18 protein-coding genes are annotated in these 15175 nt (G+C 42.9%); 11 read left to right on the plus strand and 7 right to left on the minus strand.

From position 1 onward, the window contains the following. Positions 1–47: 47 nt before the first annotated feature. The 3 genes from DIU38_RS04810 to DIU38_RS04820 form a co-directional block, all read right to left on the minus strand. Positions 48–1196: a hypothetical protein gene (locus DIU38_RS04810; protein ID WP_149354032.1), complete on the minus strand. Its 1149-nt coding sequence runs from the start codon at positions 1194–1196 to the stop codon at positions 48–50. A 136-nt stretch (positions 1197–1332) separates the two neighbouring features. Further along, positions 1333–1560, minus strand: coding sequence for a hypothetical protein (locus DIU38_RS04815; protein WP_149354033.1), 228 nt, complete (start codon positions 1558–1560; stop codon positions 1333–1335). 20 nt (positions 1561–1580) lie between these two features. Next, positions 1581–2306 carry an RluA family pseudouridine synthase gene (locus tag DIU38_RS04820; RefSeq protein WP_112655804.1) on the minus strand — a complete coding sequence of 242 codons (726 nt, stop codon included), beginning with the start codon at positions 2304–2306 and terminating at the stop codon, positions 1581–1583. A 276-nt stretch (positions 2307–2582) separates the two neighbouring features. On the opposite strand from DIU38_RS04820, the gene DIU38_RS04825 reads away from it, so the two are divergent. Then, positions 2583–3026: a KTSC domain-containing protein gene (locus tag DIU38_RS04825; RefSeq protein ID WP_090526427.1), complete on the plus strand. Its 444-nt coding sequence runs from the start codon at positions 2583–2585 to the stop codon at positions 3024–3026. A gap of 5 nt (positions 3027–3031) precedes the next feature. On the opposite strand, the gene DIU38_RS04830 is transcribed toward DIU38_RS04825, so the two are convergent. Then, a complete protein-coding gene (locus DIU38_RS04830; protein ID WP_112655802.1) occupies positions 3032–3622 on the minus strand; it encodes a nucleotidyltransferase family protein in 591 nt (196 codons plus the stop codon). Positions 3623–4057: 435 nt separating this feature from the next. Between DIU38_RS04830 and moaA the strand changes: the two genes are divergently transcribed. The 6 genes from moaA (at position 4058) to DIU38_RS04860 (ending at position 9498) form a co-directional block, all read left to right on the plus strand. Beyond that, positions 4058–5047, plus strand: coding sequence for a GTP 3',8-cyclase MoaA (moaA, locus tag DIU38_RS04835; protein WP_112655800.1), 990 nt, complete (start codon positions 4058–4060; stop codon positions 5045–5047). 17 nt (positions 5048–5064) lie between these two features. Beyond that, positions 5065–6270 (plus strand): molybdopterin molybdotransferase MoeA, encoded by a 1206-nt coding sequence (locus DIU38_RS04840; RefSeq protein WP_208057583.1) that lies wholly within the window; start codon positions 5065–5067, stop codon positions 6268–6270. A 99-nt stretch (positions 6271–6369) separates the two neighbouring features. Beyond that, the gene (gene moaC, locus DIU38_RS04845; RefSeq protein ID WP_112655796.1) at positions 6370–6840 is read left to right on the plus strand and encodes a cyclic pyranopterin monophosphate synthase MoaC; all 471 of its coding nucleotides are present in this window, start codon (positions 6370–6372) and stop codon (positions 6838–6840) included. After that, complete coding sequence (locus DIU38_RS04850) at positions 6821–8032, plus strand: NTP transferase domain-containing protein (protein ID WP_208057581.1); 1212 nt, start codon at positions 6821–6823, stop codon at positions 8030–8032. The genes moaC and DIU38_RS04850 overlap by 20 nt, the downstream gene beginning before the upstream one ends. Further along, positions 8007–9065, plus strand: a complete 1059-nt coding sequence (locus DIU38_RS04855) for a HesA/MoeB/ThiF family protein (protein WP_112655794.1) — start codon at positions 8007–8009, stop codon at positions 9063–9065. Before DIU38_RS04850 ends, DIU38_RS04855 begins: the two co-directional genes overlap by 26 nt. Positions 9066–9075: 10 nt before the next feature. Next, the gene (locus DIU38_RS04860) at positions 9076–9498 is read left to right on the plus strand and encodes a hypothetical protein (protein WP_146750296.1); all 423 of its coding nucleotides are present in this window, start codon (positions 9076–9078) and stop codon (positions 9496–9498) included. Between the two features lie 167 nt (positions 9499–9665). On the opposite strand, the gene DIU38_RS04865 is transcribed toward DIU38_RS04860, so the two are convergent. The 3 genes from DIU38_RS04865 to DIU38_RS04875 all read right to left on the minus strand — a co-directional run bounded on the left by DIU38_RS04865 (position 9666) and on the right by DIU38_RS04875 (position 10892). Further along, positions 9666–10085: a molybdenum cofactor biosynthesis protein MoaE gene (locus DIU38_RS04865; protein ID WP_091162201.1), complete on the minus strand. Its 420-nt coding sequence runs from the start codon at positions 10083–10085 to the stop codon at positions 9666–9668. Between the two features lie 12 nt (positions 10086–10097). After that, positions 10098–10532, minus strand: coding sequence for a GNAT family N-acetyltransferase (locus DIU38_RS04870; RefSeq protein ID WP_112655790.1), 435 nt, complete (start codon positions 10530–10532; stop codon positions 10098–10100). 117 nt (positions 10533–10649) lie between these two features. After that, the gene (locus tag DIU38_RS04875) at positions 10650–10892 is read right to left on the minus strand and encodes a MoaD/ThiS family protein (RefSeq protein ID WP_090526447.1); all 243 of its coding nucleotides are present in this window, start codon (positions 10890–10892) and stop codon (positions 10650–10652) included. A 313-nt stretch (positions 10893–11205) separates the two neighbouring features. Between DIU38_RS04875 and fdhD the strand changes: the two genes are divergently transcribed. The 4 genes from fdhD (at position 11206) to DIU38_RS04895 (ending at position 15155) form a co-directional block, all read left to right on the plus strand. Then, entirely contained in the window at positions 11206–12087 is an 882-nt protein-coding gene (gene fdhD / locus DIU38_RS04880) for a formate dehydrogenase accessory sulfurtransferase FdhD (RefSeq protein ID WP_112655788.1), read from the plus strand. Positions 12088–12101: 14 nt separating this feature from the next. Then, entirely contained in the window at positions 12102–12458 is a 357-nt protein-coding gene (locus tag DIU38_RS04885; protein ID WP_112655786.1) for a DUF7009 family protein, read from the plus strand. After that, positions 12455–14770 (plus strand): FdhF/YdeP family oxidoreductase, encoded by a 2316-nt coding sequence (locus tag DIU38_RS04890; protein WP_112655784.1) that lies wholly within the window; start codon positions 12455–12457, stop codon positions 14768–14770. Before DIU38_RS04885 ends, DIU38_RS04890 begins: the two co-directional genes overlap by 4 nt. Positions 14771–14840: 70 nt before the next feature. Further along, entirely contained in the window at positions 14841–15155 is a 315-nt protein-coding gene (locus DIU38_RS04895) for a ferritin family protein (protein ID WP_112655782.1), read from the plus strand. The last annotated feature ends 20 nt before the right edge of the window (positions 15156–15175 follow it).

The following is a 15175-nucleotide window of genomic DNA, read 5'->3' on the forward strand; positions in this document are numbered from 1 at the left end:
ACGGCCTCTTCCGGTAAGGCTGAGATAAAAATTATTTATACAGGAGCTTAGTCGCTTAATTTTTCTGAGATGTTCTTAATAGCATCGTCGAGCCTGGTAGCCGAATCATAAAGATGTTTTTCAACCTGTAAAAACTCCTCTTTTTTGTCCTTGCTTTCGCTCATCAGCTCAACAAGGCCTAATATATTGGTAAGATGTTTACGTACCTCATGCGAGTTGATAAAAGCCAGCTCGTTTTTTTTGGTATCATATAATAATTTTTCATAGTGCCGTTTTTGCCTGGCGCTGCGATATAACAGGGCAATAACAGCAAACATGAAAACTGTGGTAATGCTGATGAGGATCAAAATAAGGCGTTCGCGTCTGTATTTTTCGGCAGTATCGGTAAACGAGGTTTCAATTTTATCAATTTTTATTTGCGCCGATACATTGCCCACCTGTGTGGTATTATTCAGGCTCTCTTCTGATTGTTTCAATGCAAGGTCAAAATTCTCGACAGCCAGTTTGTAATCGCCCCTGTCCCGGGCTATTTTTCCAAGCAATTGATAAAGATGATGCTTTATTTCAGGGTGATTATCAGAATATGGAAGCGCGAGCAGCTGGTTAGCTATAGAACTTGCCGAATCCGGCTGTCCGTTTAGGTAAAAAGCATCGGCCAGATTTTGTTTCTCAACATCGTTAGGTACATATTTTTTGTCCCTTTGAAGGTTTTTGATTTGTGTTATAGCTTTGTTATAATCATGTTTTAACAGCGATATATAATAGGCAGTACGATATTGATAGCTGAATAGTTTATAACTTTTGTTGTTTGGCCCCATTAAATCATCATGACATCGCTGCAGCGAATCAATGTTTTTCATCCTGAAAAAATTCTCGGCCTTGTTATAGCTTATTATCGTGTAAAATCTGTCGTCCTTTATCTTATTTTCTTCCTTGATATGGAATGCCTGGTTAAGGTAATATAATGACTGGCTATACAGGTTGAGTTTGTAATACAGATCGGATATATTGATATTCAAGAATACCTGCAATAGCGGATCGTTAAGTTTTAAAGCTTGTTTTTGAGCCAGGCCGTAACTGTATATAGCGCCTATGGGGTTGCCTTTATCTGTTTGAATAAAAGCAAGATGACTAATAAATGAATAAAGCAAAAAATCGGCTTTATTCTTTGATGCCTGGTTAATGGCTTTAACCATAGCAGTTTCAGCTTCGGGAGTTTTAAAAAGCGTTTCTGAATAATGCTTTCAATAAAGAATTTTAAAGCTTCCTTGTCGCCCACATCGTATTTATCAAGCTCTTTATAAACTTCATTTTTACCCTGTGGAATGGTATTTACGGGCCCTGCTGAAAGCGAAGCTTAATATAATTAACCAGTTTTTTATCCTGAAGGTCCCTGTTCTGGATCTTTAAAAAATGAACAAGGCTGTCTTCAGGAAGATATATATAAGGATCAGCTTTTGAATAGCTCACACCAGATATTACCAGCAAAATACAGTAGAGGGATTTTTTTAAGCTACGCGCCATGGAGCATAAAAATACGTTGGCGTATGATAATTTCAAATACTTTATACCATTTAATTTTAACTGTCAAACTTATCAAGCAGCTTCAAAAGCGTTTCAAAGTCTTTAGGATATGGAGCATGGATGGTAACTTCGGTTTCGGGATTGACACGAAATGTTACTTCATAAGCATGCAGGGCAAAGCGCTTCATGATAGGCAGCTCTTCCTGATCTTTACCTAAATGATATTTCCGCTTTATTTTGGAGAGAAAAACAGGCTCGCCCTTATACATCTCATCGCCGGCTATGGAGGCCCTTTGTGTAGCCAGGTGGATCCTGATCTGGTGCATACGGCCTGTAATCGGGCGACATTCAACCAAAGTATAATGTTTATAATATTTTAACGACTGAAACCAGGTTTCGGCACGCTTGCCTTCCTGCCTGCTGATGGTTACACTACCCTTGCCGACATTTAATATAGGCAAATCAACAAGCAGGTTATCAAAAGTATGTGTGCCGTCAATAACCGCATGATATACTTTTTTAACTTTACGCTTTTCGAACTGAATGGAAATCGATCGGTAAGCCTCGGGATTTTTTGCAAAAATAAGCGCGCCGGATGTTTCTTTATCAAGGCGATGACAGATCTGCGCATCGTCCCAATAAGCCTTAGCCAGCCTTAACATGCTGATCTCACTGCTGCCTTCGCCCCGTTCATCAAGTGAACTTATAAAAGGCGGTTTGTTTACAACAATAACGTCGTCGTTCTCAAACAGTATCAGATCGGCAAATTTTGGAAACTTCATAGCCCGCAAAAATACGGTTTATAATTTAAACAGCTGCCACCGTATTTTATTCATTTATGCTGCTAAATTAAAGCTGCAAACAGGGTAAGGAATTAAGTTGAATGTTAATAGAAGTTTTAGCTAATATTTACTCCATAGCATCATTGTTCAATAAATAAAACTTCCTGTTTTTCCTCGTTAAAAAAGCGTACCTTCGCGCCGTTATTTTCATGGTGGTGCTGAGCGCTTTTTTGCCTGTAATCCCTTCATCGACAATAAAAAAGAATTAAATAAACAATGAAAAAAATTGGCGACTACAGGAAACTCCTGAACGTGACCGAAAATGCAGAGTTAAGCGAGTTACGTTCGGTTTATAAAAGCATGATGAAAACCTGGCATCCCGACAGGTTTCAGGACGACAACAGGGCAGAGGCAGAAGAGAAGAGTAAAACAATTATTGAAGCTTATCATTTTTTGGTAAGTATTGCCCCTGAAACCCGTGCTCAAACTTTGCCCGATTATACAGCTACCACAACGTTATCAAACATTGCCGATTTTGAGTATAAGCAACAGGTACTGAAAGTTACTTTTCTTGATGGTAATGTATATGAATATTTTGGAGTGCCCAAAGCGGTTTATATCAAACTGATCAATGCTGATTCGCCCGGCCGATTTGCCCGCAGGCATATTTTTAACGAGTTTGTATATCGCAGCGTAAATAAACTGGTTGCTTCGGCTTAATTATCTTATCCTACCTGGTTAAGCCTTTCTAAATCATCGGCGGTGTCAATGTCAATTGCGCCCAGCGGAAAAGGGAGTATAAAAACGTCATCGGTATGTGCTTCGATGATTTTTTTTGCACCTTCTACCCCCTGCATGCCAAGTAGTTCAGGGAAATATTTTATATCGAACAAAGCGGGCGCGCCCAAAACATCACGATAGCCGCAGGCAATAATACCGCAGTCATTAACTTCCTTTTTTTCCATTAATTGTGATATCAGGAATGAATCAACAAATGGCTGATCGCAAAGCATCAGGATAATTGAAGTTATGCCGGGTTCAAGCCTCAAAATTTCGGCTACACCAACTTTTATTGACGAGCCCATTCCATCTTCCCAACGCGGATTGTGAATAACGCCTACAGCTTGTTCATCTATATTGGGACGGATTAATTGTTCATTGGCTCCTAACACCACAATAACTTTTTCGCAATTCAGGCAGGTAAGCGCGGTTTGAATCGCCCGCTGTAAAAGGGTTTTACCCTGGTAAATTTGGTTTTGCTTAGGGGAGCCAAAACGATTTGATGCGCCTGCTGCCAGAATAATAATCCCTGTCATTTTTTATAACTGTTACGTTAGATGTTGATATGACTGTTGTTGTAATGCCTGGTTAATGATCATGCATTACCATTTTGTAGCTTCCGGTCCTGCGTTTTATGTTTGTTTAGGCTCAGGGGGGCTTCCTTTTTATAAATTCTTTGGGGCGGATGCTTGCCTTAATACGGTAATAATTTAATGAAAGTTTTAATTAGATCTGTTCATTTATAACAAATTGATTTTTTGTGCTTTATGTGTGTATTGCGAAACGAGTATAACTCGGTTACGCTTTGGTAATTTTATTTAAGACCGGATGTATCACTGAGGAAGGAAATAAAAATACATTTCGTAAACATCTCCAAGCGGGGTAATGCTTATTTTTACAATTGCCATGCATAAACTTAAAGGTGTAATGGCTGTTAATTAATTAAATTTACAGGATAAAAAGGCTACATTTTGTTAAAAGATAATCATGGACGGAAGATCAGCTATATGCGCCTCGCGGTGACAGACAGGTGCAACCTGCGCTGTTTTTACTGTATGCCTGAGGATGGGTTGAACTGGCTTTCACGTGCCGAGCTCATGACCTATGAGGAAATGCTGCGCAGTTGCAGTTTGCTTGTAAAAATGGGTATCGAAAAAATCCGTATTACCGGGGGCGAGCCCTTTGTACGCAAAGATATTATGCATTTGCTCACAGCTATATCCAGGCTGGATGGTTTGAAAGAGCTGGGCCTTACAACTAACGGCGTACTTACAGCTCCTTATGTGCCCGAATTAAAAAAGATAGGTGTACGGTCAATAAACCTGAGCCTGGATACGCTGGATGCCAACCGCTTTTTTACTATTACCCGCCGCGACGAATTTGCCAGCGTGATGACAGCCTTAGATGCCATGCTGAGCCATGATATGGAAGTAAAGATCAATGCTGTGGTGATGGATGGCAAGAACATTCAGGACATTATTCCGCTGGTTGAATTGGCCAAAGAGCTGCCTGTAAGTGTCAGGTTTATAGAAGAAATGCCTTTTAACGGCTATGGCCATGTATACGACGGGTTGCATTGGGATTACCTTCGCATTTTAGATGAAATAAAAAGCAAATATCCGCAAATAAAGAAACTGGATGACCCGGCTTATTCCACTTCATACAATTATCAGGTCCCGGGGCATAAAGGTACAATTGGTATTATAGCCGCTTATTCGCGTACATTTTGCGGCAGCTGTAACCGTATCCGCATAACGCCTCAGGGTGGGTTAAAAACCTGTTTGTATGATGATGGCGTGCTCAATTTAAAAGATCTGATGCGCGCGGGAGCTTCTGATGAAGTATTGGAGGATGCCTTGTTAACCGCTTTTAGCCACCGTCCGGCAGATGGCTGGGAAGCCGAGCGGGCACGGGTAGCCAAAACAGGCATCCACGAGTCAATGGCCACTATTGGCGGATAGTTTTAAACTACATATATATGACAACGGTTGAAGAAGCTGAAAAACTGGTGCTTGCACAAATCAGGGATTATGGTACTCAAAGCCTACCGTTTGAACAAGCTCTGGGTTATGCCCTGGCCGAAGAACTGAAGGCCGACCGTGATCTGCCGCCCTTTAACCGGGTAACCATGGATGGTATCGCTATAAGATATGAAGCTATTGAAAGCGGGATCAATATTTTCCGGATCAAAGCTACCCAGGCAGCCGGTGAGGAGCCGGTTCAGATCAATAGCGCCGAGGAATGCATCGAGATCATGACCGGTGCTGTGTTGCCCGCTTCGGTTGATACAGTAATCCGTTACGAGGATGTGGAGATCATCGCCGGGTCGGCGAGCGTACACACCCGCGACATAAAAAAGGGGCAGAACCTGCATTTGCAGGGCCTTGATAAAAAACAACATGATGTTATATCAACGGCAGGACAGGTGGTAAGTCCCGCTATCATTAGTGTGGCGGCATCAGTAGGTAAAGCCCACCTGCTTGTTAAAAAAATGCCGCGGGTGATAATAGTTTCGTCAGGAGATGAATTAGTTGATGTGCATGAAACGCCGCTGCCGTACCAGATCCGCAAATCAAACAGCTATATGGTAAAAGCCGTTTTAAAACAACATGGTACCGATGCTGATATTTTGCATATCCCCGATGAGCCCGCGGTTACTGAAGAAAAGATCCAGTACTGTTTACAAAACTATGATGTGCTGCTGCTAAGCGGTGGTGTTTCGATGGGGAAGTTTGATTATATCCCCCGGGCGCTTGAGGAATTAAAGGTTGAAAAGTTGTTTCATAAAGTAGCCCAGCGGCCCGGCAAACCCTTTTGGTTTGGCAGGCATAATAACGGTGCATTGGTGTTTGCTTTTCCGGGTAACCCGGTAGCCACATTTATGTGCCTGCACCGTTACTTTTTAACATGGCTTAATACAGTGCTGGGCTTGCCCGCAAAAGCCGCCACATATGCGGTATTAGGGAAAGATTTTACCTTTCAGCCGGCATTACAATACTATTTGCAGGTAAAGCTGCAAAGTAACGGGCAAGGCCAATTGATAGCTACGCCTGTTGAGGGAAATGGTTCGGGCGATTTTGCTAACTTAGCGGATACCGAAGCTTTTTTAGAACTTCCGCCTGAAAAGAATAATTTTAAAGCAGGAGAGGTGTTTAAGGTTTGGAAATTCAACCATGATTTGTAGGATTTTGGGATTACCCTGATAGAGATCGAAAACTGAATAAAAGTAAATTGTAAATGCAAATATCCTTAAATCCTATAATCAAGTAAATCAAGGTTCAAGATGTTAACCCACATAAACAAACAAGGCGATCCTAATATGGTTGATGTAACTGAGAAGCAGGTTACACACCGTACTGCTACCGCGCGCAGCGTGGTTGCTTTGCCTGCACAAGTATTTGAGCTTTTAGCGGGGAATGAATTGCAGAGTAAAAAGGGGCCTGTTTTTCAAACAGCTATCATCGCAGGTATTATGGCGGCAAAAAAAACCGGCGATCTGATACCGCTTTGCCACCCGCTGGGTTTGGATAATTGCAATGTAGCCATACATATCAACGAACAACAAGAGGTTGTTGTTGATTGTACTGCAAGCATCACCGCCAAAACAGGCGTAGAAATGGAAGCGTTGGTAGGAGCTTCAATAGCGGCACTTACCATTTATGATATGTGTAAGGCCATGAGCCATGATATAGTGATAAAAGAAACCAAACTGATCTCAAAAACAGGAGGTAAACGTGACTTTAAAAGATCATAACCAGCCATCGGGCACACATAAAAAACACGCTAAACTGGCCCGCCCTTCAACCGGTAACTTCGGCCGTAACGAGTGGGCTATTTTGGGCGGTCCCTGTACCGTGATCAAATTATTGGCCGATGATGTGATCCGTTCGCTTTCGCCGGTTTATAAATGTGCTTATGTGGATATGTCACATAATGATGATATTACTTTGCTGCCCGGCAGATTGGTGGCCGGCGCTTCGCTTGATTATACCGACCAGGTAAACTATCAGCAGTTTAACTATCAAAACCCGGTATATCCTTATCAGCTTAAACAGCAATTCTCGTCTGCCGACCTGGTATTAGTTAATGGGAATCACCAGCAGGCTAAGGCCCAGGTAGTTATTATCGACGTTAATAAAGAGGCGTCTCTGCAAAAAAGGATAGGTCAGCTCAATAATGTTCAGCTTTTTCTGCTGGCCGATAACGCAAGCGAAATTCCCGACTTTATACAGGAAGTTATACCCAACTGGCATCAGATCCCAATTTTAAAAGTAGATGAACGTGAAAAGATCGTAGCCTTTTTTGAAGCCGCATTAAAGTTAGCCAAACCCGTTTTAAATGGACTGGTACTGGCCGGCGGTAAAAGTACCCGAATGGGTTTTGATAAAGGTGCGGCCAGGTGGCATGGCAAGCAGCAACGGTATTATATGGCCGATCTGCTTAAAAACTTTTGCCGGGAGGTTTACATTTCCGGTCGCCCCGGCCAGCAGCAGGAAATTGACCCGGCTTATCCCGTTATTGAGGATACATTTACTGGTTTAGGACCTTATGGGGCTATTCTTTCCGCTTTTCGCGAACAGCCGGATACCGCCTGGCTGATCATAGCCTGCGATTTGCCTTTGATGGATGAAGCTACCCTTCGCAATTTAGTTGCCTGGCGGAACAGTTCGTCGGTGGCTACGGCTTATCACAGTCCGGTAACCGATTTCCCGGAACCTTTGATAGCTATATGGGAGCCTAAAAGCTACCCTGTACTGCTATCGTTTTTGGCGCAAGGGTATTCATGCCCGCGCAAGGTTTTGATCAATAGTGATATTACATTGTTAAACGCCCCACAACAGGAGGCGCTGACCAATGTGAATACGCCTGAAGAATTGGAGAAAGTAAAATCAATGATCCACCATACAATAATTGCTACTAATGAATCAGGATTTACAACGATATAACTGCCAGATAGCACTGCCCGGTTTTGGCGAGGAAGCCCAGCAATTATTGCAGCAAGCCCGCGTACTGGTTGTTGGGGCAGGAGGGTTGGGCTGCCCGGCTGCACAATACCTGGCATCAACTGGAATTGGCACATTAGGTATTGCCGATTTTGACCAGGTATCGGTAAGCAACCTGCATCGCCAGGTATTATACACGCCGGCCGATGAAGGCGAAAATAAGGCTGAAGTGGCCTGTACACGCCTGCAGGCCCAAAATCCGGGTATTAAACTCGTGCCTCATACCACCAAAATAACATCCGATAATGTGATGGATGTCATCAGTAATTACGACATTGTGCTGGATGGTACCGATAATTTTGAAACCCGTTACCTGCTTAATGATGCCTGTGTTTTAGCCGGTAAACCACTTGTTTACGGCGCTATTTACCAGTTTGAAGGGCAGGTTGCCGTTTGGAATGTAAGCAACGGTAAAGGACTTAATTCGCCCAATTACCGTGATCTGTTTCCCGAGGTAGATGCTACCCAGATCCCTAATTGTACCGAAGGCGGAGTAGTACCTACACTGGCCGGAATCATTGGCTGTATGCAGGCCAATGAAGTAATCAAGTACATCACTAAAACCGGTGAATTATTGGCCGGGAAAGTGCTGATCTTTGATGCACAAAGCATGCAAAGCCGTATCTTTAAAATTGGTCCGGTGACAAAAACGCATATCCGCAGGTTAAAAACAACTATCACCATTCCAACCATCAACGCTGATGAACTAAAAAAACGAACCCTTTTTGATGATACCATAGAACTTATTGACGTGCGTACCATCCAGGAGCGTGAAGCTTATGATATTGGGGGTACGCATATCCCGCTGGATGAAATAGAAGAGTACCTGGCCTATTTTACCAGCCCTAATACCAAAGTCCTTTACTGCTCATCGGGCAAACGAAGCGACGAGGCGGTAAAACTAATTCTCAAAATGATTCCCGATGCAGATATATTTTCGTTGGAAGGTGGATTGGAAGAGTACAAGGTTGGATAGGAGATTGGATATGTATAGGATCATAGAGCCTGAAGTTGCGGGGGGAATAGGGAATGAGACTGTAATGAATACAAAAGTCCACCCTCCAATTATTGATAAGTTACATTATGAATTTGCAGGATGGTCAGGTGATGATATTTTGGAATCGTTTCCGTGTTACATCATTACAGAAAGGTTGAAAAAAGAGATCGAATTTAGAAATTTGAAGGGAATCGGATTTGACGATGTTTTAATTTCCAGATCAAATGAGTTTGAAGATTTTTATCCAAATACAGATTTACCGAAGTTTTATTGGGCTAAAATTAATGGTGCTTTTGAAAATAATGACGACTTTATTGTAGGAGATGATTTCCGGTTACTAATATCTCCTAAAGCATTTGATACACTTACTCTATTTAATTTAAATCATGCTTTTTTGGAAGAAATTGAATGATCAATATTGGCTTGTTATATAAAACATAATTCACAGGTTATTTCCCGCAAAGGCGCTAAGCCGCAAAGCTTTTTCTTAATGCTTTGCATCTTTGACTGCATATTACTTATTACGACAGTTTTTTTTTAAATGAAAAATCCAAAATCGAACATCCCAAATCCGAAATCCTAAGGATGTGCTGCCACCCAAACATCGCCGTCCTCAAAGCTTTCTTTTTTCCAAATAGGGACGGTTTGTTTAAGTGTATCGATAATATACCTGCAGGCGTCAAAGGCAGCATCACGGTGCGCTGCTGAAACTGCAATAACAACCGGCACCTCGCCAACCTGCAGTAATCCGGTACGGTGGTGGATCAGTATTTTTTGAATGGGCCAGCGTTCAAAGGCCTGGGCGGCAATTTTGTTCATCTCGCTGATAGCCATGGGCTCATAAGCTTCAAAATCGAGCCTTAAAACTTTTTTCCCTTTGGTTGCATTACGAACGGTACCAATAAACACGTCTATCCCCCCGGATTCGGGTGACATGATCCAATCAATACACGATTGAATATCCAGTGTTTGGGCCGATAAGAGGATCTGTGTATTCATAGCAATGCAAATCTATATTTTATCTACCAATGATTTCGTGAGGTATTTGGGCGATTCGGTATAACCCTGCCTGTAATAAAACCGGTGGGCATCGGTTCTGCGTGTATGGCAGTGTACCTCTATCCTGTCGGCATTACATTCTTTGGCAAGTTCGGTAATATAATCCTCAAGCGACTTGCCAATACCTTTACCTCGGGTGCTTTCATCAACAGAAAAACAACTGATGCGAATAAAATCACCTTTAACTACCAGCTGTGTTAAAAAATCAATAGCGATAAAACCTGCAACCGCACCTTCATCTTCATAGACCAAAACCTGCGAAGAAGATTGTCGCAACATCTTTTCAAGGTTTTCCGGCAAAAAATCTTCAGTGCCGGGATAGCCTAATTGCGTTAGCAGGTTTGATATTGCAGTATGATCGGCAAGCGTAGCGCTTCTGATGGCCATTGCTATATTAAGTTGATTGTTTAATATTAATGAAATTGAGGATCAGTTATTAAATACTAATGCAAACTGTCGCTGAAAAAGTTTACTGCCACTGCTACTTAAAAACTGCAAACTGATCTATCCCCCGCTTACCGGCGGAATAATCGCAATTTCGTCACGTTCGTGAATGGTATCACCGGGCAGGGCATATTCGTTGTTAACAGCCAGCATGTAAGATGAAAGCTGCTTTAAACGCGGGTATTGTTGCTCAAGCAGGTATTTTAAATTGGAGATAGTTGCATCGTTGGTCATTTCCAGGCTAACTTCGCTGCTTCCAAATATCTCCTTAGCCACTCCAAAAGCCAGTATGTTGATCTTCATATCTCAAAAATATTCAAATTAGCTTACAAAACGAGCAGCAGGTTTAAATTTAACAAATCAACATATGTAAGTTCATTAACCTTGCCGGGATTTACATGTGTTAATACTATTTTTTACACTATTTAATTGATTGTCAATTAAATAGTGTAAAAAAGTTCGAATTTCTGTTAACCCTGTTAACCCCTTGCCAGCCTAAGTTAACGGCTGTTTTGCAGACGCTTACTTCAAAAACAATTCAAACGAAGGGACTTAAACTTGCCTTCTGCATGTAAACTTACATAAACAAACTATGCCATAAATTGTATCTTTGAGTATGTCTACGCCATCAGTTATTCATATCCCGGTTGTAAAAGTTAACGCTAACCGAAGCGCAAGGGAGGAGGATAGCATAGCCATTGAAGAACCACTTGAAATTAAACTGGAATATGGCCCTGCAGAGGGCAGAGAGCTACGTAATATCTCTGTAACTATGCGTACCCCCGGTCATGATGCCGAACTGGCAACCGGTTTCCTTTTTACCGAAGGCATTATTAAAAATGCAGATGAGATAAAATCAGCTAAACACAGCTTTATAACCTGTGCCGAAAACAAGGAGAATACCATGCTGGTAACACTTGAACAAGGTGTGATACCACATCTCCAAAATACTGAACGTAATTTTTATACCACCAGCAGTTGCGGTGTTTGCGGAAAGGGTTCTATCAGCGCTATTCGCACAGTAAGCAATTTTGTCGCCGGGGCAGATGATGGCAATGTGATCCATAGTTTGGTACTTAATCAGTTGCCGAAGATTTTGCGCGGGCACCAGCGGGTATTTGATGATACGGGTGGTTTGCATGCATCGGCTTTGTTTACTCCTTTGGGGGAGCTGTTATTATTGAGGGAAGACGTAGGCAGGCATAATGCTTTAGATAAGCTGATAGGTGCTGCTATGATGTATAACTGGTTGCCGTTGCAGCAAACAGTATTGTTACTTAGCGGCAGGGCAAGTTTTGAGCTTATTCAAAAGGCCGCGATGGCCGGCATCAGTATTATTGCGGCAGTAGGTGCACCGTCAAGCCTGGCTATAGAACTGGCAAACGAATTTAATATTACACTAATTGGCTTTTTACGCGATGAGCGCTTTAATATTTACGCGGGCGCGCACCGGGTAATGGCCCCCGATGAGGCCGTACTAACGGTGCCATCGGCGTAAACTGATTGATACCAATGAAAATAAGGATAAAAGGTAATTCACTAAGATACAGGCTCACTAAAACCGATGTAGCCAAACTGGCCGAAGAAGGTTGTGTTCAGGAAACGGTCGATTTTGGCAGCCAGCAGCTTATTTACGCTTTGAGACTGGTTGATGATGAGCATCTTTCGGCAACCTATAAGGAGAATGCCATAACACTATATGTGCCAAAAGCAGTGGCCTCCGGCTTTGCCGACGATGACAAAGTAGGTTATGAAGGTAAACACGGTAGTTTGCATTTATTGGTTGAAAAAGATTTTACGTGTTTGGATGAAGTCGCCGAAGATCAGAGCGATAATTATCCTAATCCCTTAGCAGCTAAAAAGCCATGAGCAAGCAAGCAGAAAAAGGACCGGCAGCAGAGAATCCTGAGGAATTGCTCGACCTGAAAATAACACATCCAAAAGACTGGGCAGCGGGTATCCCTGCTGTAACAGTGGCTATGGTTGATATATTAAAGGAAGCTGGTTTGGCAAGAGGTATGGAGGGTTTGTTTCATATGAACAAAAAGAGCGGCTTTGATTGCTCTGGCTGTGCCTGGCCCGACCCGGATGACGACCGTTCAGCCATTGCCGAATATTGTGAAAATGGAGCCAAAGCCCTTGCCGAAGAAGCTACTACCAAAAAACTCACCGGAGATTTTTTCGCCGAAAATTCGGTAGCGGATCTTGCCAAGCTTAACGATTATGAGATAGGGAAGAAGGGGCGTATCGCCCAGCCGGTTTACCTCGCTAAAGGTGCCACTCACTACGCCCCGGTAAGCTGGGATTTTGCCTTTAAAAAGATAGCAGATGAGCTCAACGCTTTGGCATCGCCTGATGAAGCTGCATTTTATACATCCGGCCGTACCAGTAACGAGGCTTCATTTACATACCAGCTATTTGTGCGCGAGTTTGGTACCAATAACATGCCCGATTGCTCCAATATGTGCCATGAAAGTACCGGTGTTGGCCTTGCAGATACCATTGGCATTGGCAAGGGGACCGTCACCCTTAATGATTTTTACGATACCGATGTAATCATTATCATGGGGCAAAACCCTGGTACCAATCATCCCCGGATGCTTAGCGCGCTTGAAAAGGCTAAACAGAAAGGCTCAAAGATCATTGCGGTAAACCCCTTGCATGAGGCTGGGTTAATGGGTTTTAAAAACCCGCAAACGGTAAAAGGCATTTTAGGTATCAAAACGCAATTGGCCGATCTGTACCTGCAGGTAAAAATAAACGGTGATATGGCTTTGCTAAAAGCCATGGAAAAACTGCTATATGAAGCCGAGCGGGAAAATTCAGGCAGTGTCTTCGATCATGAATTTATTAAAAAGAACACTACTGGTTACGTTGCCTTTTTAGACAGCCTGAACCAATACAAGATTGATGACCTGGCTAAAGCCGCCGGTTTAACAGTGAATGAAATTGAGCAGGCGGTTGATCTGATAAAAAATAAAAGCCGCATCATCATTTGCTGGGCTATGGGCATCACCCAGCATAAAAACGGAGTGGATACCGTAAAAGAAATTGTGAACCTGGCCATGCTTAAAGGCGCCATTGGTAAACCCGGTGCCGGTTTATGTCCGGTGCGTGGTCATAGCAATGTACAGGGTAACCGTACCATGATGATCTGGGATAAGCCAAAACCGAAGCAGTTGGATAAACTCAAGGAAGTTTTTGGTTTTGAACCGCCGCGGGGGCATGGCTATGATGTTGTTGCATCTATTAAAGCTATGGACGAGGGCAAACTTAAAGTGTTTTTTGCCATGGGCGGCAATTTCCTTTCGGCTACACCGGATACCCTGTTTACAGCACAGGCCATGCGTAAACTTAAGCTGTCGGTACATGTATCAACCAAATTAAACCGCAGTCATCTGGTTCATGGTGAGGAAGCTTTGATCCTGCCAACACTATCACGAAGTGATAAAGACGTTGTAAATGGCGAGGAGCAGTTTATAAGCTGCGAAAACTCTATGGGGGTTGTCCAGATGTCAAAAGGGATGCTGAAGCCTGTATCTGAACATCTGATGAACGAGAACCAGATCATTTGTAATCTCGCTAAAGCCACATTAGGTCATCGCGCCGTTGTCGACTGGGATAAGTACTCACAAAGCTATGATGCCGTGCGCGACGCGATAGCCAAGGTTATTCCGGGCTGTGAGGATTATAACCAAAAGGTACGTTTGCCAGGTGGTTTTTACCTGCCCAATGCTGCGCGGGAGGGTAAGTTTATCACCGAAAAAAATGGAGCTGTTGTGCCTTTCAATATCGCCCCGTTGCCGAAGCATGAACTTGCGGCTGATGAATATCATATGGCCACTATCCGCAGCCATGATCAGTTTAACACCACCATATATGGCCTTGACGACCGTTACCGGGGCATTCACAACGAGCGCCGGGTGATTTTGATGAACGAAAACGACATGAAAAATGCCGGTTTTAGAGCGGAGGAAAAAGTTGATCTGTTTAATTATGATGATGGTGTTGAGCGGGTAGCGAGGTTGTTTGTAGTTGTACCCTACAACATTCCCGAAGGGAATACAGCTACCTATTACCCCGAAGCCAATGTGCTGGTCCCTATCAACAGCGTTGCCGAACAAAGTAATACGCCCACATCCAAACTGGTTAATATCAAAATCAGGAAACACGTGGGTTAATAACCATTCTAAATACTTACACCTTAAAACAAAAGCGTTTACATAATACTTATCTCCTTAAAAAAGTATTATGTCATTTGATCAATATCACGAGCCGGCAAATGAACTATCCGACGAAACGCGCACCTTTGCCCGAATGATAGTTTCATTAACCGAAGAGGCTGAGGCTATAAACTGGTACGAACAGCGGATTTCTGTCGAAAAAGATAACCAGGCCAAGGCCATTATGCAAAACGCACAGCAAGAGGAATTTAAGCACTTTGGTATGGACCTGGAGTTTTTGCTGCGCAAAAAACCGGTATGGCGTACTACACTGCAGGCTATTCTTTTTAAAGAGGGTGATATTATTGAGCTGGGCACCAAAGGTGAAGAAGCGGCAGAATAATAGTCATTTTTACATTTTTA

Origin of the sequence: Mucilaginibacter metallidurans (assembly GCF_003286435.2) — a bacterium.
Classification (GTDB): Bacteria; Bacteroidota; Bacteroidia; order Sphingobacteriales; family Sphingobacteriaceae; genus Mucilaginibacter; species Mucilaginibacter gossypii.